The organism is Luteimonas sp. FCS-9, assembly GCF_001014645.1.
Classification (GTDB): Bacteria; Pseudomonadota; Gammaproteobacteria; order Xanthomonadales; family Xanthomonadaceae; genus Luteimonas.
The window spans coordinates 20127-43087 of record NZ_LASZ01000022.1; the positions used below are offsets into that span (position 1 = coordinate 20127).

Annotated in this window: 23 protein-coding genes and 5 tRNA genes; 19 read left to right on the forward strand and 9 right to left on the reverse strand. The window is 69.9% G+C overall.

Annotated features, from left to right (window positions below; genetic code table 11):
• Positions 1 to 67: 67 nt before the first annotated feature.
• Together phoB and WQ56_RS15150 are read right to left on the reverse strand one after the other, a co-directional pair.
• Entirely contained in the window at positions 68 to 757 is a 690-nt protein-coding gene (gene phoB / locus WQ56_RS15145; RefSeq protein WP_047138002.1) for a phosphate regulon transcriptional regulator PhoB, read from the reverse strand.
• Positions 758 to 975: 218 nt separating this feature from the next.
• Positions 976 to 2649 (reverse strand): M48 family metalloprotease, encoded by a 1674-nt coding sequence (locus tag WQ56_RS15150; RefSeq protein ID WP_047137980.1) that lies wholly within the window; start codon positions 2647 to 2649, stop codon positions 976 to 978.
• A gap of 208 nt (positions 2650 to 2857) precedes the next feature.
• Here WQ56_RS15150 and grxC point away from each other — a divergent pair, with 208 nt between their 5' ends.
• From grxC to WQ56_RS15165, 3 genes are all read left to right on the forward strand, one after another.
• Positions 2858 to 3106: a glutaredoxin 3 gene (gene grxC, locus WQ56_RS15155; RefSeq protein WP_231583433.1), complete on the forward strand. Its 249-nt coding sequence runs from the start codon at positions 2858 to 2860 to the stop codon at positions 3104 to 3106.
• Positions 3103 to 3504 carry a carboxymuconolactone decarboxylase family protein gene (locus tag WQ56_RS15160; RefSeq protein WP_047137982.1) on the forward strand — a complete coding sequence of 134 codons (402 nt, stop codon included), beginning with the start codon at positions 3103 to 3105 and terminating at the stop codon, positions 3502 to 3504. Before grxC ends, WQ56_RS15160 begins: the two co-directional genes overlap by 4 nt.
• Before the next feature lie 140 nt (positions 3505 to 3644).
• Complete coding sequence (locus WQ56_RS15165) at positions 3645 to 4652, forward strand: isocitrate dehydrogenase (RefSeq protein WP_047137983.1); 1008 nt, start codon at positions 3645 to 3647, stop codon at positions 4650 to 4652.
• A gap of 87 nt (positions 4653 to 4739) precedes the next feature.
• Here the strand turns inward: WQ56_RS15165 and WQ56_RS15170 are convergent, their stop codons facing one another.
• On the reverse strand, positions 4740 to 5525 hold the full coding sequence (locus tag WQ56_RS15170) for a Bax inhibitor-1/YccA family protein (RefSeq protein WP_304413496.1): 786 nt from the start codon (positions 5523 to 5525) through the stop codon (positions 4740 to 4742).
• A 124-nt stretch (positions 5526 to 5649) separates the two neighbouring features.
• Here WQ56_RS15170 and WQ56_RS15175 point away from each other — a divergent pair.
• Positions 5650 to 5726 (forward strand) — tRNA-Pro (locus tag WQ56_RS15175).
• 32 nt (positions 5727 to 5758) lie between these two features.
• Positions 5759 to 5835 (forward strand) — tRNA-Arg (locus WQ56_RS15180).
• Positions 5836 to 5949: 114 nt separating this feature from the next.
• On the opposite strand, the gene WQ56_RS15185 is transcribed toward WQ56_RS15180, so the two are convergent.
• The 3 genes from WQ56_RS15185 to WQ56_RS15195 form a co-directional block, all read right to left on the reverse strand.
• The gene (locus WQ56_RS15185; protein WP_047137984.1) at positions 5950 to 6447 is read right to left on the reverse strand and encodes a ferritin-like domain-containing protein; all 498 of its coding nucleotides are present in this window, start codon (positions 6445 to 6447) and stop codon (positions 5950 to 5952) included.
• Positions 6448 to 6719: 272 nt separating this feature from the next.
• On the reverse strand, positions 6720 to 7007 hold the full coding sequence (locus WQ56_RS15190; protein ID WP_047137985.1) for a hypothetical protein: 288 nt from the start codon (positions 7005 to 7007) through the stop codon (positions 6720 to 6722).
• A gap of 161 nt (positions 7008 to 7168) precedes the next feature.
• Entirely contained in the window at positions 7169 to 7711 is a 543-nt protein-coding gene (locus WQ56_RS15195) for an isochorismatase family cysteine hydrolase (RefSeq protein ID WP_047137986.1), read from the reverse strand.
• 327 nt (positions 7712 to 8038) lie between these two features.
• On the opposite strand from WQ56_RS15195, the gene WQ56_RS15200 reads away from it, so the two are divergent.
• The 7 genes from WQ56_RS15200 (at position 8039) to lon (ending at position 15179) form a co-directional block, all read left to right on the forward strand.
• Positions 8039 to 8115, forward strand: a tRNA-His gene (locus tag WQ56_RS15200).
• Between the two features lie 76 nt (positions 8116 to 8191).
• Positions 8192 to 8267: transfer RNA gene (locus WQ56_RS15205), tRNA-Lys, on the forward strand.
• A gap of 189 nt (positions 8268 to 8456) precedes the next feature.
• Positions 8457 to 8541: transfer RNA gene (locus tag WQ56_RS15210), tRNA-Leu, on the forward strand.
• A 558-nt stretch (positions 8542 to 9099) separates the two neighbouring features.
• Positions 9100 to 10407: a trigger factor gene (gene tig / locus WQ56_RS15215; RefSeq protein WP_047137987.1), complete on the forward strand. Its 1308-nt coding sequence runs from the start codon at positions 9100 to 9102 to the stop codon at positions 10405 to 10407.
• A gap of 58 nt (positions 10408 to 10465) precedes the next feature.
• A complete protein-coding gene (clpP, locus tag WQ56_RS15220) occupies positions 10466 to 11092 on the forward strand; it encodes an ATP-dependent Clp endopeptidase proteolytic subunit ClpP (protein WP_047137988.1) in 627 nt (208 codons plus the stop codon).
• Positions 11093 to 11204: 112 nt separating this feature from the next.
• Positions 11205 to 12494, forward strand: coding sequence for an ATP-dependent Clp protease ATP-binding subunit ClpX (gene clpX, locus WQ56_RS15225; RefSeq protein ID WP_047137989.1), 1290 nt, complete (start codon positions 11205 to 11207; stop codon positions 12492 to 12494).
• 231 nt (positions 12495 to 12725) lie between these two features.
• Entirely contained in the window at positions 12726 to 15179 is a 2454-nt protein-coding gene (gene lon, locus WQ56_RS15230; RefSeq protein ID WP_047137990.1) for an endopeptidase La, read from the forward strand.
• A gap of 166 nt (positions 15180 to 15345) precedes the next feature.
• Here lon and WQ56_RS15235 read toward each other — a convergent pair whose 3' ends face one another.
• Positions 15346 to 15894 carry a Smr/MutS family protein gene (locus tag WQ56_RS15235; protein ID WP_047137991.1) on the reverse strand — a complete coding sequence of 183 codons (549 nt, stop codon included), beginning with the start codon at positions 15892 to 15894 and terminating at the stop codon, positions 15346 to 15348.
• Between the two features lie 123 nt (positions 15895 to 16017).
• On the opposite strand from WQ56_RS15235, the gene surE reads away from it, so the two are divergent.
• The 4 genes from surE to WQ56_RS15255 are packed head-to-tail and all read left to right on the forward strand — an operon-like array spanning position 16018 to position 18804.
• The gene (gene surE, locus WQ56_RS15240) at positions 16018 to 16800 is read left to right on the forward strand and encodes a 5'/3'-nucleotidase SurE (RefSeq protein WP_047138004.1); all 783 of its coding nucleotides are present in this window, start codon (positions 16018 to 16020) and stop codon (positions 16798 to 16800) included.
• A complete protein-coding gene (locus WQ56_RS15245) occupies positions 16797 to 17492 on the forward strand; it encodes a protein-L-isoaspartate(D-aspartate) O-methyltransferase (protein WP_047137992.1) in 696 nt (231 codons plus the stop codon). Before surE ends, WQ56_RS15245 begins: the two co-directional genes overlap by 4 nt.
• Positions 17492 to 18076 carry a VTT domain-containing protein gene (locus WQ56_RS15250; RefSeq protein WP_047137993.1) on the forward strand — a complete coding sequence of 195 codons (585 nt, stop codon included), beginning with the start codon at positions 17492 to 17494 and terminating at the stop codon, positions 18074 to 18076. The genes WQ56_RS15245 and WQ56_RS15250 overlap by 1 nt, the downstream gene beginning before the upstream one ends.
• Positions 18073 to 18804, forward strand: a complete 732-nt coding sequence (locus WQ56_RS15255; RefSeq protein WP_156170571.1) for a peptidoglycan DD-metalloendopeptidase family protein — start codon at positions 18073 to 18075, stop codon at positions 18802 to 18804. The genes WQ56_RS15250 and WQ56_RS15255 overlap by 4 nt, the downstream gene beginning before the upstream one ends.
• 213 nt (positions 18805 to 19017) lie before the next feature.
• Here WQ56_RS15255 and WQ56_RS15260 read toward each other — a convergent pair whose 3' ends face one another.
• Both WQ56_RS15260 and yhbY read right to left on the reverse strand, forming a co-directional pair.
• A complete protein-coding gene (locus WQ56_RS15260; RefSeq protein ID WP_047137995.1) occupies positions 19018 to 19425 on the reverse strand; it encodes an Mth938-like domain-containing protein in 408 nt (135 codons plus the stop codon).
• Positions 19426 to 19438: 13 nt separating this feature from the next.
• Entirely contained in the window at positions 19439 to 19744 is a 306-nt protein-coding gene (yhbY, locus tag WQ56_RS15265; RefSeq protein WP_047137996.1) for a ribosome assembly RNA-binding protein YhbY, read from the reverse strand.
• Between the two features lie 84 nt (positions 19745 to 19828).
• Between yhbY and rlmE the strand changes: the two genes are divergently transcribed.
• The 3 genes from rlmE to WQ56_RS15280 form a co-directional block, all read left to right on the forward strand.
• Positions 19829 to 20461, forward strand: a complete 633-nt coding sequence (gene rlmE, locus WQ56_RS15270) for a 23S rRNA (uridine(2552)-2'-O)-methyltransferase RlmE (RefSeq protein WP_047137997.1) — start codon at positions 19829 to 19831, stop codon at positions 20459 to 20461.
• 54 nt (positions 20462 to 20515) lie between these two features.
• The gene (gene ftsH / locus WQ56_RS15275; protein ID WP_047137998.1) at positions 20516 to 22444 is read left to right on the forward strand and encodes an ATP-dependent zinc metalloprotease FtsH; all 1929 of its coding nucleotides are present in this window, start codon (positions 20516 to 20518) and stop codon (positions 22442 to 22444) included.
• Between the two features lie 131 nt (positions 22445 to 22575).
• Positions 22576 to 22961, forward strand: a 386-nt coding sequence (locus WQ56_RS15280) for a dihydropteroate synthase (protein WP_047137999.1), incomplete at its 3' end; no start/stop codon positions are given.

The window sequence follows — 22961 nt, forward strand, 5'->3', positions numbered from 1 at the left end:
GCACGGGTCGCGCGCGGCGACGCGGCATCGCCGCGGGACGACGCTCGGGGAAGCGGCGCGGGCGGCCTCACACCGCCGCCGAGAAGCGGTATCCCGAACCGCGGACCGTCTGCACCATGCCGTCCAGGCCGCTCGGCTCGAGGGTCTTGCGCAGCCGGCGGATGTGCACGTCGACCGTGCGCTCCTCGACGTAGACGCTGCCGCCCCAGACGTGGTCGAGCAGCTGCGAGCGGCTGTACACGCGCTCGGGGTGGGTCATGAAAAAGTGCAGCAGCCGGTACTCGGTCGGGCCGATCTGGACCGGTTCGCTGCCGGCGAACACCCGGTGGGCCGCGCCATCGATGCGCAGCGCGCCGACGGTGACGCTGCCGTCCTCGTCGTCGTCGCGGGCCCGGCGCATCACCGCACGGATCCGCGCCAGCAGCTCGCGCGCCGAGAACGGCTTGACGACGTAATCGTCGACGCCGGCCTCCAGTCCGCCGACCCGGTCGTTCTCCTCGCCACGGGCGGTGAGCATGATGATCGGGATGTCGCGGGTCAGCGCGTCCTTGCGCCAGCGCCGGGCCAGTTCCAGGCCGCTGGTGCCGGGCAGCATCCAGTCGAGCAGGATCAGGTCGGGGACGCGGTCGACGATTGCCGACTGGGCCTCGCGGGCGTCGCCGGCGTGCATCGGTTCGAACTCGCCTTTGCGCAGCGCGAACGCGACCATGTCGCGGATCGCCGGTTCGTCGTCGACGATGAGGATGCGCTTCTGCATGGGGCCTTCCATCGGACCGGGGGAGGGCGCCATTACACGACAGTTTTATGACGCTCTGGTGACATCGCCGGCCTTCGTGTCTCGGGCGCCCGGAAAGGGGGGAGTCCGGACGGCGGATCGCTGGCGCGCCGGGCCTTCTTTCGCCGGGTGCGGTGCGTGACGTGACGGCGGGACGACCGGATCGTGTCGGGTCGCGCCTGCCGGGAGGCTACGCTGCCTCAGCGCCGGCGCAGGTCCTCGTCGCGCACGCCCTGCCGGTGCAGTTCCAGCACCATCGGCGTGATCGAGGCGATGCGTGCGTCGATGCGCGCGCGGGCGTAATAGTCCAGGTCCTCGCGCTTCTTGAGCGTGTTGAGCTGGATCAGCGCCTGTTCCGCCCGGCCGCCCAGGAATGCCGCCTCGGCCCAGGCCTCGCCGGCCCGGACCGGATCGCCGGCCATCTCGCTGGCGCGCGCGAACGCGCGCTGGAACGCCGGGTCGCCGCTGGAGGCGTTGAGCAGCGGCCGCAGCAGCGCCTGCGCCCGTCGGCCCGCGTCGGCGGTGTCGCGCTCGATCAGCACCGACGCGTAGCTCAGCACCACGGCCGGGTTGCGCGGCATGCGCTCGACCAGCGCCTCGAAGCGCCGGTCGGCGGCATCGGCCCGGCCTGCGCGGGCGTCGGCCTCGGCCACGCCCAGCGACAGCCAGACGTCGCCCGGGTAGGCGGCCAGCAGCGTCGACAGCTCGCGCGCGGCGGCATCGGCCTCGTTCGCGCGCAGCCGCGCGAACGCCAGCCCGTAGCGCTGGGCATCGGTCAGCGGCCCGGTCCGGCGCATCGCCTCGTACTCGCGGATGGCCGCCGACCAGGTGTTGGCGCTGAGCACGCGCAGGCGCTCGCGCGCCCAGCCGAACTGCACCGGGTCGGTGCCACCGGTGGCGCCGGGCGGCAGCCGCAGCGCCGCCGGCAGCAGCGGGTTGTCGAGCGCGCGCAGCGGCGCCTCGGGCGCTCCGTCCACCGGCACGCGCTCCACGCGCGACCCCTGCGGGGTCGTCGTGGTGACCTGCACCGTGTCGCGGGCCATGCGCCCGGCGCGGTCGCGCGCCTCGCTGATGCGGGTCGTGGTGACCGGGTGGGTCTTGAGATAGTCCGGCAGCCGCTCGCGCTCGCCGCCCTGGTTGGTGCGCGACACCGCCTGCATGCGCTCGAACATCGAGGCCATCGCGTCGGGGTCGTAGCCGCTGCGCGCCAGCGTGCGGATGCCCAGCCGGTCGGCCTCGGACTCGTTGGAGCGGGTGTAGTCGATCTGCCGCTGCAGGGCGAGGCCCTGTGCACCGGCGAGCACCGCCATCGCGGCATCGTCGGACGAGTTGCTGCCGCTCTGCGAGGCCAGCGCGATCGCGCCGAGCATCGCAAGCAGCATCGGCATCTGGTCGCGCTGGGCACGCTCGACGCCGCGCAGCACGTGCGACTGGGTCACGTGCGCAATCTCGTGCGCCAGCACCGCGGCGACCTCGTCCTCGCTCTCGGCCGCCAGCACCAGGCCGGCGTTCATGCCGATGTAGCCGCCGAGCGTGGCGAAGGCGTTGATGCTGCGGTCGCGCATCATGAAGAACGTGAAGGGCTGCTGCGGGCGGTCGCTCGACGCCGCCAGCCGCGTGCCGGTGGCGCGCAGCCAGTTCTCGACCAGCGGGTCCTCGAGCACGTAGTTGTAGTGCCGCAGTTGCGCCAGCAGCATCTGCCCGTACTCGGACTGCTTGGCCGGGCTGAGCACGGTGCCTGCCGACGAACCGATGTCCGGCAGCCGCGTGTCCTGGGCCGGCGCGCCGACCGTGGCGCCGGCCAGCGCCAGCGCAACGGCGGTGGGCAGCAGCCGGGAACGGGCGGGGCGGCGGGCGGTTCGGATCAAGGGCATCGGCTCGGGAATCGGGAAGGCGGGGCCGGCGCGACCAGCATGCCGGCACGCTCCAGCGCGGGCGTGAACCCCATGTTAAGCCGGACGCGTGGCGCGGCGGCGGCATCATCGCCCCGTGACCCGGCTTTGACCGACAATGGCCGCACAAGTTTCCCCGGAGACCGACTTGACTACCCAATCCCCCGATTCGGCGACGCCCGAGATCGTCATGTACACGAGCGCGATCTGCGGCTACTGCGCCGCCGCCAAGACCTTCCTCAAGAGCCAGGGACTGGCGTGGCGCGAGGTGCGCGTGGACCTCGACGCCGGCGAGCGCCAGCGCATGGTCGAGCGCGCGCGCCGTACCAGCGTGCCGCAGATCTTCGTCGGCCAGACCCACGTCGGCGGCTACGACGACATGATGGCGCTGCACCGCCAGGGCGGCTTCCTGCCGCTGGTCGAGGGCGCGGCCCGGTGAGCGGCGCTGCGACCGACGGCGAGGGCGACCGGCTCGCCGAGTTCACCGCGTTCCGCAAACGCATGAACGAGCGCATCCTCGCCGAGCCCAACCAGGTGGTGCGGCGTTTCTTCGCGCTCGACACGCAGACTTACCAGGCCGGCGCGCTCGACGTGAAGACCAAGGAACTGCTGGGACTGGTGGCCTCGCTGGTGCTGCGCTGCGACGACTGCATCAGCTACCACGTCGCCCAGTGCAAGGAGGCCGGCGCGAGCCGCGCGGAACTGTTCGAGACGTTCTCGGTGGGCCTGGTCGTGGGCGGCAGCATCGTCATCCCGCACCTGCGCCGCGCCGTCGATTTCCTCGATCGCCTGGAGCAGGGCGAGGCTGTCGCGCCCGCCGGCCACGACCACGGCTGATCGCGCCGCGCGTTGCACGCGTCCTGTCCCGTGGTTTGGGGCCGGGCGGGCGCATCGGGCATAATGCGGCGGTTTTCTTCCTTCATTTCACCCGGCGCCGCGCGCAACGCGGCGTCCCTGCGCAGGGACCTTCCCCCGACATGACGCACACGATTACGGTTATCCGCGGCGACGGTATCGGCCCGGAGATCATGGACGCCACGCTGCACGTGCTCGATGCGATGCAGCTGGGTCTGAAGTACGAGGACGCCGACGCCGGCCTGATGGCGCTCGACAAGCACGGCGAACTGCTGCCGGCCGCAACGCTCGAGTCGATCCGCCGCAATGCGGTCGCGCTCAAGAGCCCGCTGACCACCCCGGTGGGCGGCGGCTTCAGCTCGATCAACGTCGAACTGCGTCGCCAGTTCGACCTCTACGCCAACGTGCGTCCGGCGACCTCGTTCCCGAACACGCGCTCGCGCTTCTCCAGCGGCGTCGACCTGATCACGATCCGCGAGAACACCGAAGGCTCGTACATCAGCGAAGGCCAGGAAGTGTCGGCCGACGGCGAGAGCGCGGTCTCGATCACCCGCATCACCCGCAAGGGCTCGGACCGCATCGTCCGCTACGCGTTCGATCTGGCCCGCAAGACCGGCCGCAAGAAGGTCACGATCGTCCACAAGGCCAACATCCTCAAGAGCACCTCGGGCCTGTTCCTGAAGGTCGCCCGCGAGGTCGCGGCCGAGTACCCGGACATTGAGGCCAACGAGATGATCGTCGACAACACCTGCATGCAGCTGGTGATGCGCCCCGAGCAGTTCGACATCATCGTGACCACGAACCTGTTCGGCGACATCATTTCGGACCTGTGCGCCGGCCTCGTCGGCGGCCTGGGCCTGGCGCCGGGCGCGAACATCGGCAAGGACGCGGCGATCTTCGAGGCCGTGCACGGCTCGGCCCCCGACATCGCCGGCAAGGGCGTCGCCAATCCCTGCGCGCTGCTGCTGGCCGCCGCGCAGATGCTCGACCACCTGGCGCTGCCCGATCAGGCCCAGCGGCTGCGCGGCGCGATCGTCGCCACGCTCGACGCGAAGGACGGCGTCACGCCGGACCTGGGCGGCACCGGCACCACGATGGGCTTCGCGCAGGCAATCGCCTCGCGGCTCTGACCCGCTCGCGGGTCCATGCGACAAGGGCGCCGTTCGGCGCCCTTGTCGTTTCCGGCGTCGGGGACGCGATGTCCCGCTCGTCGGCGGTCAGTCGCGCGACTGCAGCTTCGCGAGCAGCCGCAGGAACTCGACGTACAGCCACACCAGCGTGACCATCAGGCCGAACGCGCCGTACCACTCCATGTACTTCGGCGCGCCGTGCTCGACGCCGGTCTCGATGAAGTCGAAATCCAGCACCAGGTTCAGCGCGGCGATCACGACCACGAACAGGCTGAAGCCGATCCCGAACAGGCCCGATTCGTGGATCAGCGGCACCTGGATGTTGAACAGGCCCAGCACGATCGTCGCCAGGTAGACCAGCGCGATCCCGCCGGTCGCGGCGACCACGCCGAGCTTGAAGTTCTCGGTGGCCTTGATCAGGCCGCTGCGGTACACCGCCAGCAGCGCGAACAGCGTGCCGAAGGTCAGCATCACCGCCTGCATCACGATGCCGGGGAAACGCGCCTCGAACATGGCCGAGATCGCGCCCAGGAAGCAGCCTTCGACCAGTGCGTACGCCGGCGCGGTCACCGGCGCCCATGCCTTCTTGACCACGGTCACGATCGCCAGGATCAGGCCGCCGATCGCGCCGCCCCAGGCGTAGAGGCCGAAGCTCGACGTAGGCAGGCCGTCCGGTCCGATGGCCTGCGACCAGGCGAACGCGGCGGTCAGTACCGCCAGCAGGAGCAGCAGCCCGGTCTTGTTGACCGTGCCGTTGAGCGTCATCGCCTCGCCATCGCGGGTGACGACGCTGCCGCTCGCGAGGTCGAGGAAGGTGGATTCCTGCAAAGTGGGATTGCCGCTGCGCATGGCCTGGAGCCCCTGTTCGTTCATGTCCGGATCGCCGGCCAGCATACACGGCGGTCCGGGCCGGGCGCGTTGACAGCGTGCCTGCCGGTTCCGACAATGCCCGCGTCCGACGGCCCCCGGCCGGATGGATTCGACCGCTCGGTTCCGGCGGGGTATAGCGCAGTCTGGTAGCGCGCCTGCTTTGGGAGCAGGATGTCGGGGGTTCGAATCCCTCTACCCCGACCATCGAAGGTGACCGGTCGCAGCGTGTCCCGCGGGCGCCCGTAGCTCAACCGGATAGAGCACCGACCTTCTAAGTCGGGGGTTACAGGTTCGATTCCTGTCGGGCGCGCCATGCAATCAAGGGGTTGGGCAGTCGATGACGCCGCCTCCAGACAATTCTCCTCACAATTCCGCCTTCTTTCGGAAGGGCCGAGTGCATGCCCGGCCCTTGCCTGGGGATGGCTGATCAGCCGGTCCCGGCGGCGGCCTGGTTGCCGCCCTGTTCGGCCAGCAGCGTCAGCTTCTCGTCGGTGGCCTTTTCCTCGGCCAGCGTCTCCTGCAGCAGCTTGACCGCGTCGGTGTAGCCGAGCTGCTTGGCGATCGCGCACAGCGTGCCGTACGCCGCGATCTCGTAGTGTTCCACCTTCTGTGCGCCGCCAATCAGCGCCGCGTCGCGCAGCGGGCCCTTGTCGATCGCGTCGATCACTTCCTTGCTCTCCTCGACCAGGCCTTCCATCGCCGCGCACTTGATGCGCTTCAGGCGCGTGTCCAGCAACTCGACCACGCGGTCGAGCCGTTCGATCTGGACGGTGGTCTCTTCCAGGTGCGCCTCGAACGCCGCCGCCAGTTGCGGGTTGTCGGCCGCACGCGCCAGGCGTGGCAGTGCCTTGGCCATCTGGCGCTCGGCCGAATGGGTATCCGAGAGTTCGTGGACGAACAGCTCTTCGAGCGTCTTGACCGCCATCGGGGTGTCTCCTCGTGGAATGGGATGGACCTGTTTAGGCGCCGGCTCGTCTCGGGTGCGTGAGATCGCGACGACGATCGGGCGCCATGCCTGCAAGCGTGTGGGCGGCGCGCCGCATCGCCGGTACCGCATGCCGACGTGCGGCGACGATCCGGACGTGTCCTGGCAGCGGGATGCCTCGCCATCGCCATCGCCCTCGCTCGCGTGTCGCGTATGGACGCACGATCAGCGCCAGGGCGCCCGCTTCGGCGTGGACGATGCCCTCGCGTGCGTCAGGCGTCGACGTCGCGTTCGCCCGGCGGCGCGTCGTATGCGGGCATCGTGACATCGGCCGCGGGCCGTGCCGCGCGCTGCGTCGCGGCAGCGGGCAGCCTGCAGTAGCCGTGCGCCTCGGCCAGCGCCATCAGCCGGTCGAAGGCGGCATCGACGAACGCCGCCTGGTCGGGGGTGACGAGGCCTTCGATCGCCTCCTCGCGCTCGCGCCAGTAGTGCCAGAACTCCTCGATCGCCGGCCTGGCCTCGAACAGCAGTGCGAGTTCCTCCTCCCAGGCGTCGAACAACGTTTGAAGTCTGCGTCGTGGCATGGAGGGGGCCGGTGACCGGAAGGCGATCCGCACGATGGCCGGCGGGTTTGCCACGATGGCGTGAGCGTCGCCTTCGCACCGATGAATAGGTGTGACGATATTGCACGCAGCATCGTCGGCACGCGACGGTTCCGGTGTCAGAACGCGTCCAGCGCCGTGCTCGCGCGCGCGACGGCGAAGTCGCAGTGCCGCAGCACCGCGAGCCCGTCGCTGCGCCGACGGGCGCTGCTCGAGGCCACGCAGTCCGAGACGACCACCACGTCGATCTCGAGCATCCGCGCATCGAGCGCGGTCGCCAGCACGCAGGCCTCGGCCGAGACGCCGGCCAGCAGCAGGCGCCGGATGTTCCGGCTTTCCAGGATGAAATGCAGCGCGGTCTGGTGGAAGGCGGAATGGCGTGGCTTGAGTACCAGGCAGTCGTCGGGCTGGGGCTCGAGGTGGTCGAGGATCGGCGCGGCCCTGGAGGCGCGGGCCAGCGTCACCAGCGACGAGAATTCGGACCGCCAGGCCCCGGTGTTGTCGTTGGCGTAGATGCACGCGCCACCCCGTTCGCGCACGCGTCGTTTCAGCCGGGCGAGCCGGGGCGCGATGTCGATCGCGGCGCGGCGCAGCGGTTCGCCGCGAGGGAAGTCGAAGGTGCTGATCATGTCGAGGATGAGCAGGGCGGGCGTTGCGGTCATCGTCTGGCGTGTCTCCCGGATGCGCCGGGCGGCGGCTCGCGTCCCCGGCAGGGTCGCGGCCAACGCCTGGCCCGGCAGGAGTTATTGCCGCGCTCGCGTCGGGAGGGCGTGAGGGGCGACCGTCACGGTGGTGCCAACGCGCATCCGCGGCACGGCAGGGCGGGCGGCGTCGATGCGGACGCGCTGCCATTTCGCCCGGCGCCGCGCTACAATGCGCGCCCGCCGCGCGGGCCGTTTCGAAAGCATGTCGTTCGCGATGCGTTTCGGGATAGAATGCGCGGCCGCCGGATCGACCCACCCGGGTCGCGACGGCGATGCGGATCTGTGGTGGCTGTAGCTCAGTTGGTTAGAGTACTGGATTGTGATTCCAGTGGTCGGGGGTTCGAATCCCCTCAGCCACCCCACCGTTTCAGGATGCGATGCCCCCCCGGGTCTTGCATCGGCGCGCAAGGCGGTATTACAATGCGCGCCCGCTTCATCGGGCCGTTAGCTCAGTTGGTAGAGCAGTTGACTCTTAATCAATAGGTCCAAGGTTCGAATCCTTGACGGCCCACCAGTTACGAAGAACGCCCGGCATCGCCGGGCGTTCTTCGTTTGGCATTTGGTCGCGGGATTCGAACCTGCGGTTCGCCTGCTGCGCAGGTCCGGCCATGCGCAGCGCGCATGGCGTTCGCGCGCGCTGCGGCGGGATGGGCGCAGGCGTCGCGATCGTCTACGATGCCGCCGTCCGCGGGGCGGGCACGATGCGAAAGTGGCGGAATTGGTAGACGCCCTGGTTTTAGGTACCAGTGCCGCAAGGCGTGCGGGTTCGAGTCCCGCCTTTCGCACCACGCCAAGTGGGATTCAAAGCGCCGGTCCTGGCTGGCGCGCCGTCGCGCGCCCGGGTCGTGATGCCGCGGGCTGTTCGAGGCTTCCCGGTGATGAACGCGCGCTCGCGCGTGGGGATCATGATGCTGCGGGCTTTTCAAAGAGCGGACTGTTGGCAGCATCTGGCGCGCCGTCGCGCGCCCGGATCGTGACGCCGCGGGCTGTTCGAGGCTTCCCCAGGCCGCGGGCTGTTCGAGGCTTCCCGGTGATGAACGCGCGCTCGCGCGTGGGGATCATGATGCTGCGGGCTTTTCAAAGAGGGTGGGAGCAGGGCGCGCCGCCGCGGGCGGTTCGCGATGTGTCCGCCCCTGCGCGCGACGGGGCTCTCCCGGAAAGCCTCATCGCGCGCGAGCGCGCGCCTACGGGGCCATTGGCGGCGCCAGGTGGCGGCCGGCCCCCGAATCGGCCAAACTACGCCGTTCCGTCGCCAGCCGCGCGGGTCGCGGGCGGCCGGTCGCCGTCGGAACCAATTCCCAACAAGTCAGATGTCGTGCGGCGTCGTCCGCAGCGCAGGAGTGGATATGCAAGTTTCGGTCGAATCGCTGGGCACCCTGGAACGCCGGATGACGTTCCGCGTGCCATCCGAACGCCTGGAGACCCAGGTCGGTGGCCGTCTGCGCGAGATCGCGCGGACCACGCGGCTCAAGGGCTTCCGTCCCGGCAAGGTGCCGGCGAAGGTCGTCGAGCAGCGGTTCGGCGAGCAGGTCCGTGCCGAGGTCCTGGACGGCCTGCTGCGCGAGGGCTTCGACCAGGCCGTGCGCGACAACGCGCTGCGGCTGGCCGGCCAGCCGCAGATCGCGCCGTCCGAAGGCGCGGGCGAGGGCGAGCTGGCGTTCACCGCCACGTTCGAGATCGTGCCCGACTTCGGCGACATCGAGCTCGAGAAGCTCGAGGTCGTGCGGCACACCGCCGAGGTGGCCGAGGACGACATCGACCGCATGATCGAGAACCTGCGCCTGCAGCGCCGCAGCTGGAGCGCGGTCACGCGCGGCGCGCAGACCGGCGACGCGGTTGACGTCGAGACCTGGTCGCAGATCGGCGACGAGCGCCTGCCGGCCGAAGGCGCCGAGCGCGGCGTCACGGTGCTCGGCTCGGGCGCGATGTTCCCGCAGATCGAGGAGGCGCTGGTCGGCCTGTCGAAGGGCGAGGAGAAGTCGCTCGAGGTGAGCTTCCCCGGCGACTGGCGCGTGCCGCAGCTGGCCGGCAAGCAGGCCACCGTGCACGTCAAGGTCGAGCAGGTCTCCGAGCAGCAGCTGCCGGAGGTCGATGCGGCGTTCATCCGCAGCTTCGGCGTCAAGAGCGGCGAGATGGACCAGTTCCGCAGCGAGATCCGCAGCAACCTCGAGCGCGAGCTCAAGGGCGCGCTGATGAACCGCCTGCGCCGCGAGGTCGGCGAGCAGCTGGTCGCCGCGTTCTCGAACGTCGAGCTGCCGCCGCGGCTCGTCGAGGCCGAGGCGAAGTCGCTGCTGCGCCAGACCGTCGAGCAGGCCCGCCGCCAGGGCGGCAACCCGGACGTCGGCGCCGATGCCCACGAGGGCTTCATGGCGCCGGCGCGCAAGCGCGTGCTGGTCGGCCTGCTGGTCGGCGAGGTCGCCCGGCGCCACCAGCTCAAGCTCGATCCCAAGCGCGTGAACGAAACCATGCGTCTGATCGCCTCGACCTACGAGGAGCCGCAGCAGGTCATTGAGATGTACCGCAACGACCCCCAGCTGATGTCGGGGCTGCAGAACCGCGTGATGGAGGAGCAGGTGATCGACTGGATCGCCGAGCGCGCCCAGCACACCGAGCAGCCGCTGTCCTTCCAGGACGCCATCGCCCCGCAGGGGTGAGCGACGTCCGTCCGCCCGGCCCGCAGGGCCGGGCGTTCCATCCGACAGGGAACGATTGATGAGCATCGAAACCAAAGCCCTCAACCTGGTGCCGATGGTGGTCGAGCAGACCAGCCGCGGCGAGCGCGCGTACGACATCTACTCGCGCCTGTTGAAGGAGCGCGTGATCTTCCTGGTCGGCGGCATCGACGACCACATGGCCAACGTGATCGTGGCCCAGCTGCTGTTCCTCGAGGCCGAGAACCCCGAGAAGGACATCAACCTGTACATCAACTCGCCAGGCGGCGTGGTCACCGCGGGCATGGCGATCTACGACACCATGCAGTTCATCAAGCCGGACGTGAGCACGATCTGCGTCGGCCAGGCGGCCAGCATGGGCGCGCTGCTGCTGGCCTCGGGCGCGGCGGGCAAGCGCTACGCGCTGCCGAATTCGCGGGTGATGATCCACCAGCCGCTCGGCGGCTTCCAGGGCCAGGCGACGGACATCGACATCCATGCCAAGGAGATCCTGTCGATGAAGCAGCGCCTGAACGAGATCATGGCCCAGCACACCGGCCAGCCGTTCGAGACGATCGCGCGCGACACCGAGCGCGACAACTTCAAGAGCGCGCAGGCCGCGCGCGAGTACGGTCTGGTGGACCAGGTGCTCGAGCGTCGTCCCGACGAGACGATCACCCCCGCCTGACGCTCCAAGTCATTGATTCATCAGGCATGCAAGCGCCGGCACCGTCCCTGAGGGCGGTGCCGGACGCTGTGCTATTCTCGAAACGTAACCGCAATACTGATTTGGCGAAGGCATGAGCGAAGACCGTCAGGGTCGTTCCGGCGACAGCAACAAGATCCTCTACTGCTCCTTCTGCGGAAAGAGCCAGCACGAGGTGCGCAAGCTGATTGCGGGCCCCAGCGTGTTCATCTGCGATGAGTGCGTCGAGCTCTGCAACGACATCATCCGCGAGGAGCTCGAGGAGAAGGCGCAGTCGGCGCGCAGTTCGCTGCCTAAGCCGCGCGAGATCCTCGAGGTACTCGACCAGTACGTGATCGGCCAGAAGCGCGCGAAGAAGACGCTCGCCGTGGCGGTCTACAACCACTACAAGCGCATCGAGAGCCGCAGCAAGAACGACGAGGTCGAACTGGCCAAGTCGAACATCCTGCTGATCGGCCCGACCGGCTCGGGCAAGACGCTGCTGGCCGAGACGCTCGCGCGCCTGCTCAACGTGCCGTTCACGATCGCCGATGCGACGACGCTCACCGAGGCCGGCTACGTCGGCGAGGACGTCGAGAACATCATCCAGAAGCTGCTGCAGAAGTGCGACTACGACGCCGAGAAGGCGCAGCAGGGCATCGTCTACATCGACGAGATCGACAAGATCTCGCGCAAGAGCGAGAACCCGTCGATCACCCGCGACGTCTCGGGCGAGGGCGTGCAGCAGGCGCTGCTCAAGCTGATCGAGGGCACCGTCGCCAGCGTGCCGCCGCAGGGCGGGCGCAAGCATCCGCAGCAGGAATTCCTGCAGGTCGACACCAAGAACATCCTGTTCATCGTCGGCGGCGCGTTCGCCGGCCTGGACAAGGTGATCCAGCAGCGCTCGACCGAGGCCGGCGGCATCGGCTTCGGGGCCAAGCTCAAGAGTTCCGAACGCAAGGCCGACACCGGCAAGGTGCTGGCCGACGTCGAGCCCGAGGACCTGATCAAGTTCGGCCTGATCCCCGAGTTCGTCGGCCGCCTGCCGGTGGTCGCCACGCTCGAGGAACTCGACGAGCCGGCGTTGATCCAGATCCTCACCGAGCCCAAGAACGCGATCAGCAAGCAGTTCCGCAAGCTGTTCGAGATGGAGGGCGTGGAGCTGGAGTTCCGGCCCGACGCGCTGTCGGCGATCGCCAAGAAGGCGATCAAGCGCAAGACCGGTGCGCGCGGCCTGCGCACGATCGTCGAGTCGGTGCTGCTCGACACGATGTACGAACTGCCGTCGCTGGAGAACGTCAGCAAGGTCGTGGTCGACGAATCGGTCATCGAGCACAAGTCCGAGCCGTACCTGATCTACGAGACGCCGGCCACCGAGCAGAAGGTCGCGTCCTCGGGCGAGTGAGCGGGGTGGCGGAACGAAATGTTCCGCCGCCGCGCCGTTCAGCCGCCGCGCCCGGCCCGGGCCGCCCCCGCAGCGCCGCGATCCTCCCGGGTCGCGGCGTTTTCGTATGCGGAGCGGCCCGAGCCGCTTGCATCCGGCGCGCGCGCGCCCCATAAACGACAGGCCGCAGGCGGTCGCGTGGGCCGCCCGGCCGGCACCGCCGGCCGTCCGCGATGTCCCCAAGGAACCCCGATGAGCTCACCCGCTACCCCCGACACCTACGACCTGCCGGTCCTGCCGCTGCGGGACGTGGTCGTGTTCCCGCACATGGTGATCCCGCTGTTCGTCGGGCGCGACAAGTCGATCCGCGCCCTCGACGTGGCGATGGAGGCCGACAAGCGCATCCTGCTGGTCGCGCAGAAGTCCGCCGAGACCGACGACCCGGGCGCCGACGACCTCTACCAGGTCGGCACGCTGGCCCAGGTGCTGCAACTGCTCAAGCTGCCCGACGGCACCATCAAGGTGCTGGTCGAGGGCACCGAGCGCGTGTCGCTGCGCGACGTTCGCGAGCACGGGGGCGCGCTGCTGGGCGCCGGCGTGCCGATGGATGCGGTCGAGTCGCGCGAGCCGCGCGAGGTCGAGGCGATCGCGCGCTCGCTGATGGGCCTGTTCGAACAGTACGTCAAGACCAACCGCAAGCTGCCGCCCGAGCTGCTGCAGACGCTGGCCGGCATCGACGAGCCCGGCCGCCTGGCCGACACGATCGCCGCGCACCTGGGCGTGCGTCTGGCCGACAAGCAGCGCCTGCTCGAATCGGCCGACACCGCCGACCGCCTGGAACTGCTGGTCGGCTTCGTCGACGGCGAGATCGACGTGCAGCAGATGGAGAAGCGCATCCGCGGTCGCGTGAAGTCGCAGATGGAGAAGTCGCAGCGCGAGTACTATCTCAACGAGCAGATGAAGGCGATCCAGAAGGAGCTGGGCGAGATCGACGACGCGCCCAACGACATCGAGGAACTCGCCCGCAAGATCGCCTCGGCCGGCATGCCCAAGCCGGTCGAGACCAAGGCCCGCGCCGAGTTCAACAAGCTCAAGCAGATGCCGCCGATGTCGGCCGAGGCCTCGGTCGTGCGCAACTACCTCGACTGGCTGCTGGGCGTGCCGTGGAAGAAGCGCAGCAAGGTCCGCAAGGATCTCAAGGCCGCCCAGGACACGCTCGATGCCGACCACTACGGGCTGGAGAAGGTCAAGGAGCGCATCCTCGAGTACCTGGCCGTGCAGACGCGCGTCAAGCAGATGAAGGGCGCGATCCTGTGCCTCGTCGGGCCGCCCGGCGTGGGCAAGACCTCGCTCGGCCAGTCGATCGCCAAGGCGACCAACCGCAAGTTCACGCGGATGGCGCTGGGCGGCGTGCGCGACGAGGCCGAGATCCGCGGCCATCGGCGCACCTATGTCGGCTCGATGCCGGGCCGCATCGTGCAGAGCCTCAACAAGGTCGGCACGAAGAACCCGCTGTTCCTGCTCGACGAGATCGACAAGATGTCGATGGACTTCCGCGGCGACCCGGCGTCGGCGCTGCTGGAGGTGCTCGATCCCGAGCAGAACCACACCTTCAACGACCACTACCTGGAGGTCGACCTCGACCTGTCGGAGGTGATGTTCGTCGCGACGTCGAACTCGCTCAACATCCCCGGCCCTTTGCTCGACCGCATGGAGGTCATCCGCATCCCGGGCTATACCGAGGACGAGAAGCTCAACATCGCCACCCGCTACCTGCTGCCCAAGCAGCTCAAGGCCAGCGGTCTGAAGGCGGCCGAGCTGACGGTGTCCGAGGGCGCGATCCGCGACATCGTGCGTTACTACACGCGCGAGTCGGGCGTGCGCAACCTCGAGCGCGAGATCGCCAAGGTCTGCCGCAAGGTGGTCAAGGAGATCGCGCTGGCCGGCCCGGTGCAGGGCAAGGGCGCGAAGGCGGTCAAGGCGGTCAAGGTCACCGAGAAGAACCTCGACAAGTACCTGGGCGTGCAGCGCTTCGACTTCGGTCGCGCCGAGCAGGACAACGAGGTCGGCCTGGTCACCGGCCTGGCCTGGACCGAGGTCGGCGGCGACCTGCTGCAGATCGAGGCCACCCAGGTGCCGGGCAAGGGCCAGCTGACGCTGACCGGCCAGCTGGGCGACGTGATGAAGGAATCGGCGTCGGCGGCGATGTCGGTCGTGCGCGCACGCGCCGAGCGGCTCGGCCTGGAGCTCGATACGCTGCAGAAGCACGACATCCACGTGCACGTGCCTGATGGCGCGACGCCCAAGGACGGTCCCAGCGCCGGCATCGCGATGGCGACCACGCTGGTCTCGCTGCTCACGCGCATTCCGGTGCGCGCGGACGTGGCGATGACCGGCGAGATCACGCTGCGCGGCCGCGTGACCGCGATCGGCGGGCTGAAGGAGAAGCTGCTCGCCGCGCTGCGCGGTGGCATCAAGACGGTGATCATCCCCGAGGAGAACCGCAAGGACCTGGCCGACATCCCGAAGAACGTCACCCAGGGCATGAAGATCGTGCCGGTGAAGTACATCGACGAGGTGCCCGACCTGGCGCTGGAGCGGCCGCTGCCACCGCCGCCGTCGGCCAAGCCCGAGCCAAAGAAGGCGCGCTCGAAGGTCGTGCCCAAGAACGGTGGCGAAGGGCGACGCACGCGCGTCAAGCACTGACGCCTGCGCCCTGTAGGAGCGCGCGCGCTCGCGCGCGATGCGGCCTTCCCTGTAGCGCCCATCGCGCGCGAGCGCGCTCCTACGGGGGCCGGGGTGCGATGGCGGAGGAGGGCAGTGGACGCAACAGCGCAAGCATCGCCGGAGCGCGGTGCCGGCGGGCGCGCCGTCAGCGCCGCGGGCGCAGCAGCACCAGCACCGCGCCGGTACCGCCCTGGGCGCCGGGCGCGCTGTGGAACGCGAGCACGTCGCCGCGCTGGCGCAGCAGGCGGTCGACCACGTTCTTGAGCACCGGCGCGTCGGGCGAGGAGTTCATGCCCTTGCCGTGCACGATGCGCACGCAGCCCACGCCCGCGTCGACCGCGTCGCGCAGGAACAGCCGCAGCAGCGCGGTCGCCTGGGCGACGTCGGCGTGGTGCAGGTCCAGCTCCTCCTGCGCCGCGTACTCGCCGCGGCCGAGCCGGCGCAGCACGCGCGCGGGCACGTCGTCGCGGCGGTACTGCATCGCGTCGCCGGCCTGCAACAGCGGGCCGTCGAGCAACTGGCGGAATTCGCTGCGCGCCTCCGCATCGTCGCGCTCGGCCATCCGCGTGACCGGGCGCGGCCGGGGCGCCTGCGGCGGCGGCGGGGCGCTCGGCAGTTCGCGCACCGGGCCGATCGCGGCGCGGAACAGTGCGGCGTCGTCGTCGTCGGGCGGGTCCTGATCGCGGCGGCTCATGCGCCCAGCGTAGCGCGCCCGCGGCCCGGTGCGCAGATGCGCGCGTCGCGCAAGCTGGGGCGTGTCGGACGCATCCGCTATCATGTCGGCCTCGCCAACCGCACGGGGCTTTTGGAACGATTCATGCGCGTACTGGTCAGCAATGACGACGGCGTCGACGCGCCCGGCATCCGGATCCTCGCCCAGGGGCTGCGCGATGCGGGACACGAGGTGCTGGTCGTCGCGCCGGACCGCGACCGTTCCGGGGCGAGCAACTCGCTCACGCTCGACCTGCCGCTGCGCGTGGTGCAGCTCGACGACACCACCTGGCGCGTGCACGGCACGCCGACCGACTGCGTGCACGTCGCGATCACCGGGCTGCTCGACCGCGAGCCCGACATCGTGGTCTCGGGCATCAACAACACCGCCAACCTCGGCGACGACGTGATCTACTCGGGCACGGTCGCCGCGGCGATGGAAGGGCGCTTCTGCGGGCTGCCGGCGGTCGCGATGTCGCTGGTCACCGCCAATCACGACGGCCGCCACTACGAGACCGCGGCGCGCGCGGCGGTCGAGATCGTCGCCCGGCTCAAGGCCGACCCGCTGCCGGCCGACACGATCCTCAACGTCAACGTGCCCGACGTGGCCTGGGACGCGCTCGAGGGCTTCGAGGTCACGCGGCTGGGCAACCGCCACCGCGCCGAGGCCTGCACGCCGATCGTCGACCCGCGCGGGCGCACGTTCTGGTGGATCGGCGCGGCCGGTCCGGAACAGGACGCCGGCCCCGGCACCGATTTCCACGCCGTGCGCACACGGCACATCTCGATCAGCCCGATCCACGTCGACCTCACGCGCTACCAGGCGCTCGAGCACGTCGCCAGCTGGGTCGGCGGACTGGAGGCCGGGCTCCGGGCGACGCAGGCATGACGGCGCGCCTGCGACTGCAGCCCGAGGCGCTGGGCATGGGCATGACCTCGCAGCGCGTGCGCGACCGGCTGATCGAACGCCTGCGCGACGGCGCGCATCCGGGCGGCGGCATCGGCGACGAGCGCGTGCTCAACGCGATCCGTACCGTGCCGCGGCACCTGTTCGTCGACGAGGCACTGGCCACCCGCGCCTACGAGGACACCGCGCTGCCGATCGGCCACGGCCAGACGATCTCCCAGCCCTGGGTGGTCGCGCGCATGACCGAGGCGCTGCTCGCCAACGGCATGCCGCGCAAGGTGCTCGAGGTCGGCACCGGCTCGGGCTACCAGGCGACGATCCTCGCCGCACTCGGCATCGAGGTGCACACCGTCGAGCGCATCGGCGAACTGCTGCGCGTGGCGCGCAAGCGCTTCCGGTCGCTCGGCCTGAACGTGCGCAGCAAGCACGACGACGGCCGCATCGGCTGGCCGGAGAACGGCCCGTTCGACGGCATCGTGGTCACCGCCGCCGGGCCGGCGCTGGTCGACGCGCTGACCGCGCAGCTCGCCGACAGCGGCACGCTGGTCGCACCGGTCGGCGCGCCGGGCGCGCAGCGGCTGCTGGTGCTGCACAAGCAGGCCGACGGCCGCGTCGTGCAGCAGGACCTCGCCGCGGTCGCGTTCGTGCCGCTGCTGTCGGGATACGTGGACTGATGCGACTGTTCGAAGCGCTCTACGAGCGCACGCTGACCTGGGCCCGGCATCGCCACGCGCCGCGCTACCTCGCCGCGATGAGCGCGGCCGAATCGGTCGCCTTCCCGATCCCGCCCGACGTCATGCTCGCGCCGATGGCGCTGGCCCGGCCGCAGGCCTGGTGGCGCTACGCGCTGCTGTGCACGCTCGGCTCGGTCCTCGGCGGCCTTTTGGGCTATCTGGTGGGCCACTACGCGCTCGACCTCGCATGGCCGTGGATCGTGCGCATGGGCTGGCAGCCTGCGTTCGAGCAGATCCAGGCGCTGTTCGTGCGCCACGGTTTCGTGTTCGTCTTCCTCGCCGCCTTCACGCCGATTCCGTACAAGGTGTTCACGATCGCGTCGGGTTCGCTCGGGGTCGGGCTGTTACCGTTCCTCGCCGGCTCGCTGGTGGGGCGCGGCGCGCGGTTCTTCCTCGTCGCCGGACTCATGGCCTGGGGCGGGCCGCGCGTGGAGCCGATCCTGCGGCGCTACATCGAATGGCTGGGCTGGCTGATGGTCGGCCTGGTCGCGGTCGGACTGGTCTGGATGGAGTTTCGCCGATGAGGATCGTGGTACTGGTGTTGACGGCCCTGCTGCTTGCCGGCTGCGGCAGCAGCCGCGTGGTCCGGGAGGGCGGCAGCGCGCCGCGTGCCTCGACCCCGAAGCCGGGGCAGAGCGTGGTCGTGCAGCGTGGCGACACGCTGTACCGGATCGCGTCCGGCAACGGCATCAGCGTGCTCGACCTGGCGACCTGGAACAACATCGCGGCCCCGTACACCATCTATCCCGGCCAGCGGCTGCGCCTGTACCCCGGCGGCCGCGGCGCGACCGCCACCGCGCCCTCGACGGGTGGCGGGCGCCAGCCGGTCCGGCCCACGCAGTCGGCCCCGCAGCCGCCTGCGCCGCCGCCGGCACGCAGCCCGTTCCAGTGGCAGTGGCCCACCGACGGCCAGCTGATCGCGCGCTATGTCGCCAACGAGCCGACCAAGCAGGGCATCGACATCGCCGGCACCGGCGGCCAGCCGGTCCGCGCGGCCGCCGACGGCGTGGTGGTCTATTCGGGCTCGGGCCTGGTCGGCTACGGCGAACTGATCATCGTCAAGCACGACGAGCAGTGGCTTTCGGCCTACGGTCACAACCGCACGCGCCGGGTCAACGAGGGTGAGCGCGTCCGCGCCGGCCAGCAGATCGCCGAGCTGGGCCGCAGCGGCGCCGCCCGCGACATGTTGCACTTCGAGATCCGCTACAACGGAAAACCAGTCGATCCGCTGTCGTATCTGCCGGCGCGCTGACGCGTCTACGCCCCTGAGCGGGCGGATCCCCGCCCCGCGCAGCGCGCCGGGCGCTCGCCGCCGCGCCGCCCGGTGGGCGGCTATCCGCGTCGGCTCGCCCACTACAACGGCAAGCCGGTCGATCCTTTGTCGTATCTGCCGGCGCGTTGAGTCGGCGGATCGAAGCGGCGGGACTGGGGATTGGGGATTGGGAAAGCTGGAAGTCCCGCGCTTTTACGAATCCCGAATCCCGGATCCCGAATCCCCGCCGTCACCGAGCACGAAGGCGGCCACCACCCGCCGGCCTTCGCCGGCCAGCACGTTGAAGGTGCGGGCCGCGGCGGCGTTGGTCATGGCCTCCAGGCCGATGCCGCGCGACAGGCAGGCGGCCATCGTCGCGGCGGGCGGGAAGGCCTGGGACGCGCCGGTGCCCAGCAGGATCACTTCCGGCTCGAGCGCCAGTACCGGGGCGAGGGCGTCGGCGTCGAGGGTGCGGACCGAGGTCGCCGGCCAGTCCTCGACCAGGGCCCGGGGCGCGACGATGAAGCTGCGGGTCAGCCGGCGGTCGTTGACCAGCGCGACACCGCCGTCAGCGCCGCGCAGGACGTAGTCGAAGTCGGGCGTCTCGAGGCTCAGCTGCATCGGCGTGGACGGGTCAGGCTCGTGGCAGCACGATCTGGCGGCGGTCGCGGCTCTGCCGGTACAGCACGGCCACGTGGCCGATGCGCTGGACCAGCGCGCTGGCGGTGCGTTCGACCAGTTCGGCGATCATCGCGTCGCGGCTCTCGCGGTCGGCGGCGCCGACCTTCACCTTGATCAGCTCGTGGTGCTCGAGTGCCGCGTCGAGCTCGGCGACCAGCGCATCGGTGACGCCCTTGCCGCCGACCTGCAGCATGGCCTTGATGCCGTGGGCCTGGCCGCGCAGAAAACGGGTCTGGGCAGCGGTCAGGACGTTACTCATGGATGAACCGGTCGCGGAAATGAAAACGGCCCGCAGGATATCATGGCCCCCGCATCCACCCGTTCAGCCCGACCCGAGCCGGCAATGGCCTCCCGCAGCAAAAGCAGCCAGCGCTGGCTGAAGGAACATTTCTCCGATCCCTACGTGAAGAAGGCGCAGGCCGAAGGGCTGCGCTCGCGCGCGGCCTACAAGCTCGAGGAACTGGTCGAGCGCGACCGGCTGCTCAAGCCGGGCATGGTCGTCGTCGACCTGGGCGCGGCGCCGGGTGGCTGGTCGCAGTGGGTCCGCCAGGCCCTGGGCGACAGCGGGCGGGTGATCGCGCTCGACATCCTGGAGATGCCCTCGCTGGCCGGGGTCGAGTTCCTGCACGGCGATTTCCGCGAGGACGCGGTGCTGGCCGCGCTCGAGGCCGCGCTCGACGGCCAGCAGGTGGACCTTGTGTTGTCCGACATGGCCCCCAACAAGAGCGGTATCGACGCCGTCGACCAGCCGCGGGCGATGCATCTGGCCGAACTGGCGATGGCGTTCGCCGACGATCACCTGCGGACCGGCGGCACATTCCTGATCAAGCTGTTCCAGGGCACCGATTTCGACGCCTACGTGAAGGATCTGCGGCGGCGGTACGCGAAACTGTCGATCCGCAAGCCCGCGGCCTCCCGGCAGCGCTCGCCCGAGGTCTACGCCCTGGCCCAAGGCAAGCTAGCGACGATGAAGTAGCATGGGCCCGAGGCATCGAATGCTCCACCGCACTCTCCACGAGAACCCCGAAACATGAACGATCTGGTCAAGAATCTGTTGCTCTGGGTGGTGGTCGCCATCGTGCTGATGGTGGTCTTCCAGAGTTTCAGCCCCCGCACCGGCGCCGCCGGCGGGCAGGACGTCCAGTACTCGCAGTTCATGGAGCAGGTCCGCCGCGACCAGATCGGCTCGGTGAAGATCGCCGAGGACGAGCGCACGATCACGTTCCAGACCAAGGGCGGCCAGACCGGCACGGTGATCGCGCCGCGTCGCGACGACCGCATGATCGACGACCTGATGAACCACAACGTCGCGATCGACCAGGCGCCGCCGTCGAGCGGCATCTCGCTGGGCTACATCCTGATCCAGCTGCTGCCGGTCGCGCTGATCATCGGCTTCTGGTTCTTCATGATGCGGCAGATGCAGCAGGGCGGCGGCAAGGGCGCGATGTCCTTCGGCAAGTCGCGCGCCAAGCTGCTGAGCGAGGAACAGACCAAGGTCACCTTCGCCGACGTCGCCGGCTGCGACGAGGCCAAGGAAGAGGTCTCCGAACTGGTCGAGTTCCTGCGCGACCCGTCGAAGTTCCAGAAGCTCGGCGGCAAGATCCCGCGCGGCGTGCTGATGGTCGGCCCGCCCGGCACCGGCAAGACCCTGCTCGCCAAGGCGATCGCCGGCGAGGCCAAGGTGCCGTTCTTCTCGATCTCCGGCTCGGACTTCGTCGAGATGTTCGTCGGCGTCGGCGCCTCGCGCGTGCGCGACATGTTCGAGCAGGCCAAGAAGCAGGCGCCGTGCATCATCTTCATCGACGAGATCGACGCCGTCGGCCGCCATCGCGGCGCCGGCCTGGGCGGCGGTCACGACGAGCGCGAGCAGACCCTCAACCAGCTGCTGGTCGAGATGGACGGCTTCGAGGGCGGCGAGGGCGTGATCGTGGTCGCCGCGACCAACCGCCCGGACGTGCTCGATCCGGCGCTGCTGCGCCCGGGCCGCTTCGACCGCCAAGTCGTCGTGGGCCTGCCCGACGTCAAGGGCCGCGAGCAGATCCTCAAGGTTCACATGCGCAAGGTCCCGCTCGACGAGGACGTGCAGCCGCTGGTCGTGGCCCGCGGCACGCCGGGCTTCTCCGGCGCGGACCTGGCCAATCTGGTCAACGAGGCGGCGCTGTTCGCCGCGCGCGAGAACGCCAAGGAGGTCCGCATGGACCACTTCGATCGCGCGCGCGACAAGATCCTGATGGGCGCCGAGCGCCGCTCGATGGCGATGAGCGAGGACGAGAAGAAGCTCACCGCCTATCACGAGGCCGGCCATGCGATCGTCGGCCGCCTGGTGCCCGAGCACGACCCGGTCTACAAGGTCACGATCATCCCGCGCGGTCGCGCGTTGGGCGTGACCATGTACCTGCCCGAGGGCGACAAGTACTCGATGAACCGCGTGGCGATCGAGTCCCAGCTGTGCTCGCTGTACGGCGGGCGCGTGGCCGAGGAGCTGATCTTCGGCGAGGACAAGGTCACCACCGGCGCGTCGAACGACATCGAGCGCGCGACCAAGATCGCCCGCAACATGGTCACCAAGTGGGGCCTGTCGGACGTCATGGGGCCGATCGCCTACGGCGAGGAGGACGACGAGGTGTTCCTGGGCCGCTCGGTCACCCAGCACAAGAGCGTCTCCGACGACACCGCGCGCAAGATCGACGAGGTGGTCCGCGAGATCCTGGACCGGGCCTACGCCCGTACCCGCGAGATCCTGACCGGCAACATCGACAAGCTGCACGCGATGTCCAAGCTGCTGCTCGAGTACGAGACCATCGACGTGCCGCAGATCGACGCGATCATGGAAGGCCGCGACCCGCCGCCACCGATGGGCTGGGGCAAGGCCAACCCGCCCGGCGGCGGTGGCGACGACGGCGACATGGGCGGCAAGCGCCCGCTGCAGCCGATCGGTGGCGCAGCGGAGCAGGCCTGAGGTCCGGGCATCGGGCATCGGGCATCGACAGGGCGGCATCCGGGCGACCGGGTGCCGTTCTGCGTTTGGGGTGATCGCCACGATGCTGGACGTCCGATAATCGAATCCCCGATCCCGATTCCCGAATCCCCATGTTCGACACCGCTCCCCAGCTCGACTGCAACGGCCGCGTCCTGCGGCTCGACCGCCCGCGGGTCATGGGCATCGTCAACGTCACGCCCGATTCGTTCTCCGATGGCGGGGCGCATGCGACGACCGAGGCGGCGGTCGCGCATGGCCTGCGGCTGGCGGAGGAGGGCGCCGACGTGCTCGATGTCGGCGGCGAGTCGACCCGGCCCGGCGCCGACGCGGTGCCGGTCGACGAGGAACTGCGGCGGGTGCTGCCGGTCGTCGAGGCGCTGGTCGCGCGCACCGGGCTGCCGGTCAGCATCGACACCTCCAAGCCCGAGGTCATGCGCGCTGCGGTCGAGGCCGGCGCAGGCATGATCAACGACGTCTACGGCCTGCGCCGCGAAGG

Bases quoted from the DNA above. Each gene is read 5' to 3' on its own strand.
- WQ56_RS15260 (WP_047137995.1), bottom strand. From the start codon at position 19,425: ATGCAGCTGAGCCTCGAGACGCCCGACTTCGACTACGTCCTGCGCGGC.
- phoB (WP_047138002.1), bottom strand. From the start codon at position 757: ATGCAGAAGCGCATCCTCATCGTCGACGACGAACCGGCGATCCGCGAC.
- WQ56_RS15195 (WP_047137986.1), bottom strand. From the start codon at position 7,711: ATGACCGCAACGCCCGCCCTGCTCATCCTCGACATGATCAGCACCTTC.
- WQ56_RS15255 (WP_156170571.1), top strand. From the start codon at position 18,073: ATGAGGATCGTGGTACTGGTGTTGACGGCCCTGCTGCTTGCCGGCTGC.
- WQ56_RS15165 (WP_047137983.1), top strand. From the start codon at position 3,645: ATGACGCACACGATTACGGTTATCCGCGGCGACGGTATCGGCCCGGAG.
- WQ56_RS15170 (WP_304413496.1), bottom strand. From the start codon at position 5,525: ATGAACGAACAGGGGCTCCAGGCCATGCGCAGCGGCAATCCCACTTTG.
- clpX (WP_047137989.1), top strand. From the start codon at position 11,205: ATGAGCGAAGACCGTCAGGGTCGTTCCGGCGACAGCAACAAGATCCTC.
- WQ56_RS15245 (WP_047137992.1), top strand. From the start codon at position 16,797: ATGACGGCGCGCCTGCGACTGCAGCCCGAGGCGCTGGGCATGGGCATG.
- clpP (WP_047137988.1), top strand. From the start codon at position 10,466: ATGAGCATCGAAACCAAAGCCCTCAACCTGGTGCCGATGGTGGTCGAG.
- rlmE (WP_047137997.1), top strand. From the start codon at position 19,829: ATGGCCTCCCGCAGCAAAAGCAGCCAGCGCTGGCTGAAGGAACATTTC.
- WQ56_RS15235 (WP_047137991.1), bottom strand. From the start codon at position 15,894: ATGAGCCGCCGCGATCAGGACCCGCCCGACGACGACGACGCCGCACTG.
- WQ56_RS15185 (WP_047137984.1), bottom strand. From the start codon at position 6,447: ATGGCGGTCAAGACGCTCGAAGAGCTGTTCGTCCACGAACTCTCGGAT.
- WQ56_RS15150 (WP_047137980.1), bottom strand. From the start codon at position 2,649: ATGCCCTTGATCCGAACCGCCCGCCGCCCCGCCCGTTCCCGGCTGCTG.
- surE (WP_047138004.1), top strand. From the start codon at position 16,018: ATGCGCGTACTGGTCAGCAATGACGACGGCGTCGACGCGCCCGGCATC.
- lon (WP_047137990.1), top strand. From the start codon at position 12,726: ATGAGCTCACCCGCTACCCCCGACACCTACGACCTGCCGGTCCTGCCG.
- yhbY (WP_047137996.1), bottom strand. From the start codon at position 19,744: ATGAGTAACGTCCTGACCGCTGCCCAGACCCGTTTTCTGCGCGGCCAG.
- WQ56_RS15250 (WP_047137993.1), top strand. From the start codon at position 17,492: ATGCGACTGTTCGAAGCGCTCTACGAGCGCACGCTGACCTGGGCCCGG.
- grxC (WP_231583433.1), top strand. From the start codon at position 2,858: ATGTACACGAGCGCGATCTGCGGCTACTGCGCCGCCGCCAAGACCTTC.
- ftsH (WP_047137998.1), top strand. From the start codon at position 20,516: ATGAACGATCTGGTCAAGAATCTGTTGCTCTGGGTGGTGGTCGCCATC.
- tig (WP_047137987.1), top strand. From the start codon at position 9,100: ATGCAAGTTTCGGTCGAATCGCTGGGCACCCTGGAACGCCGGATGACG.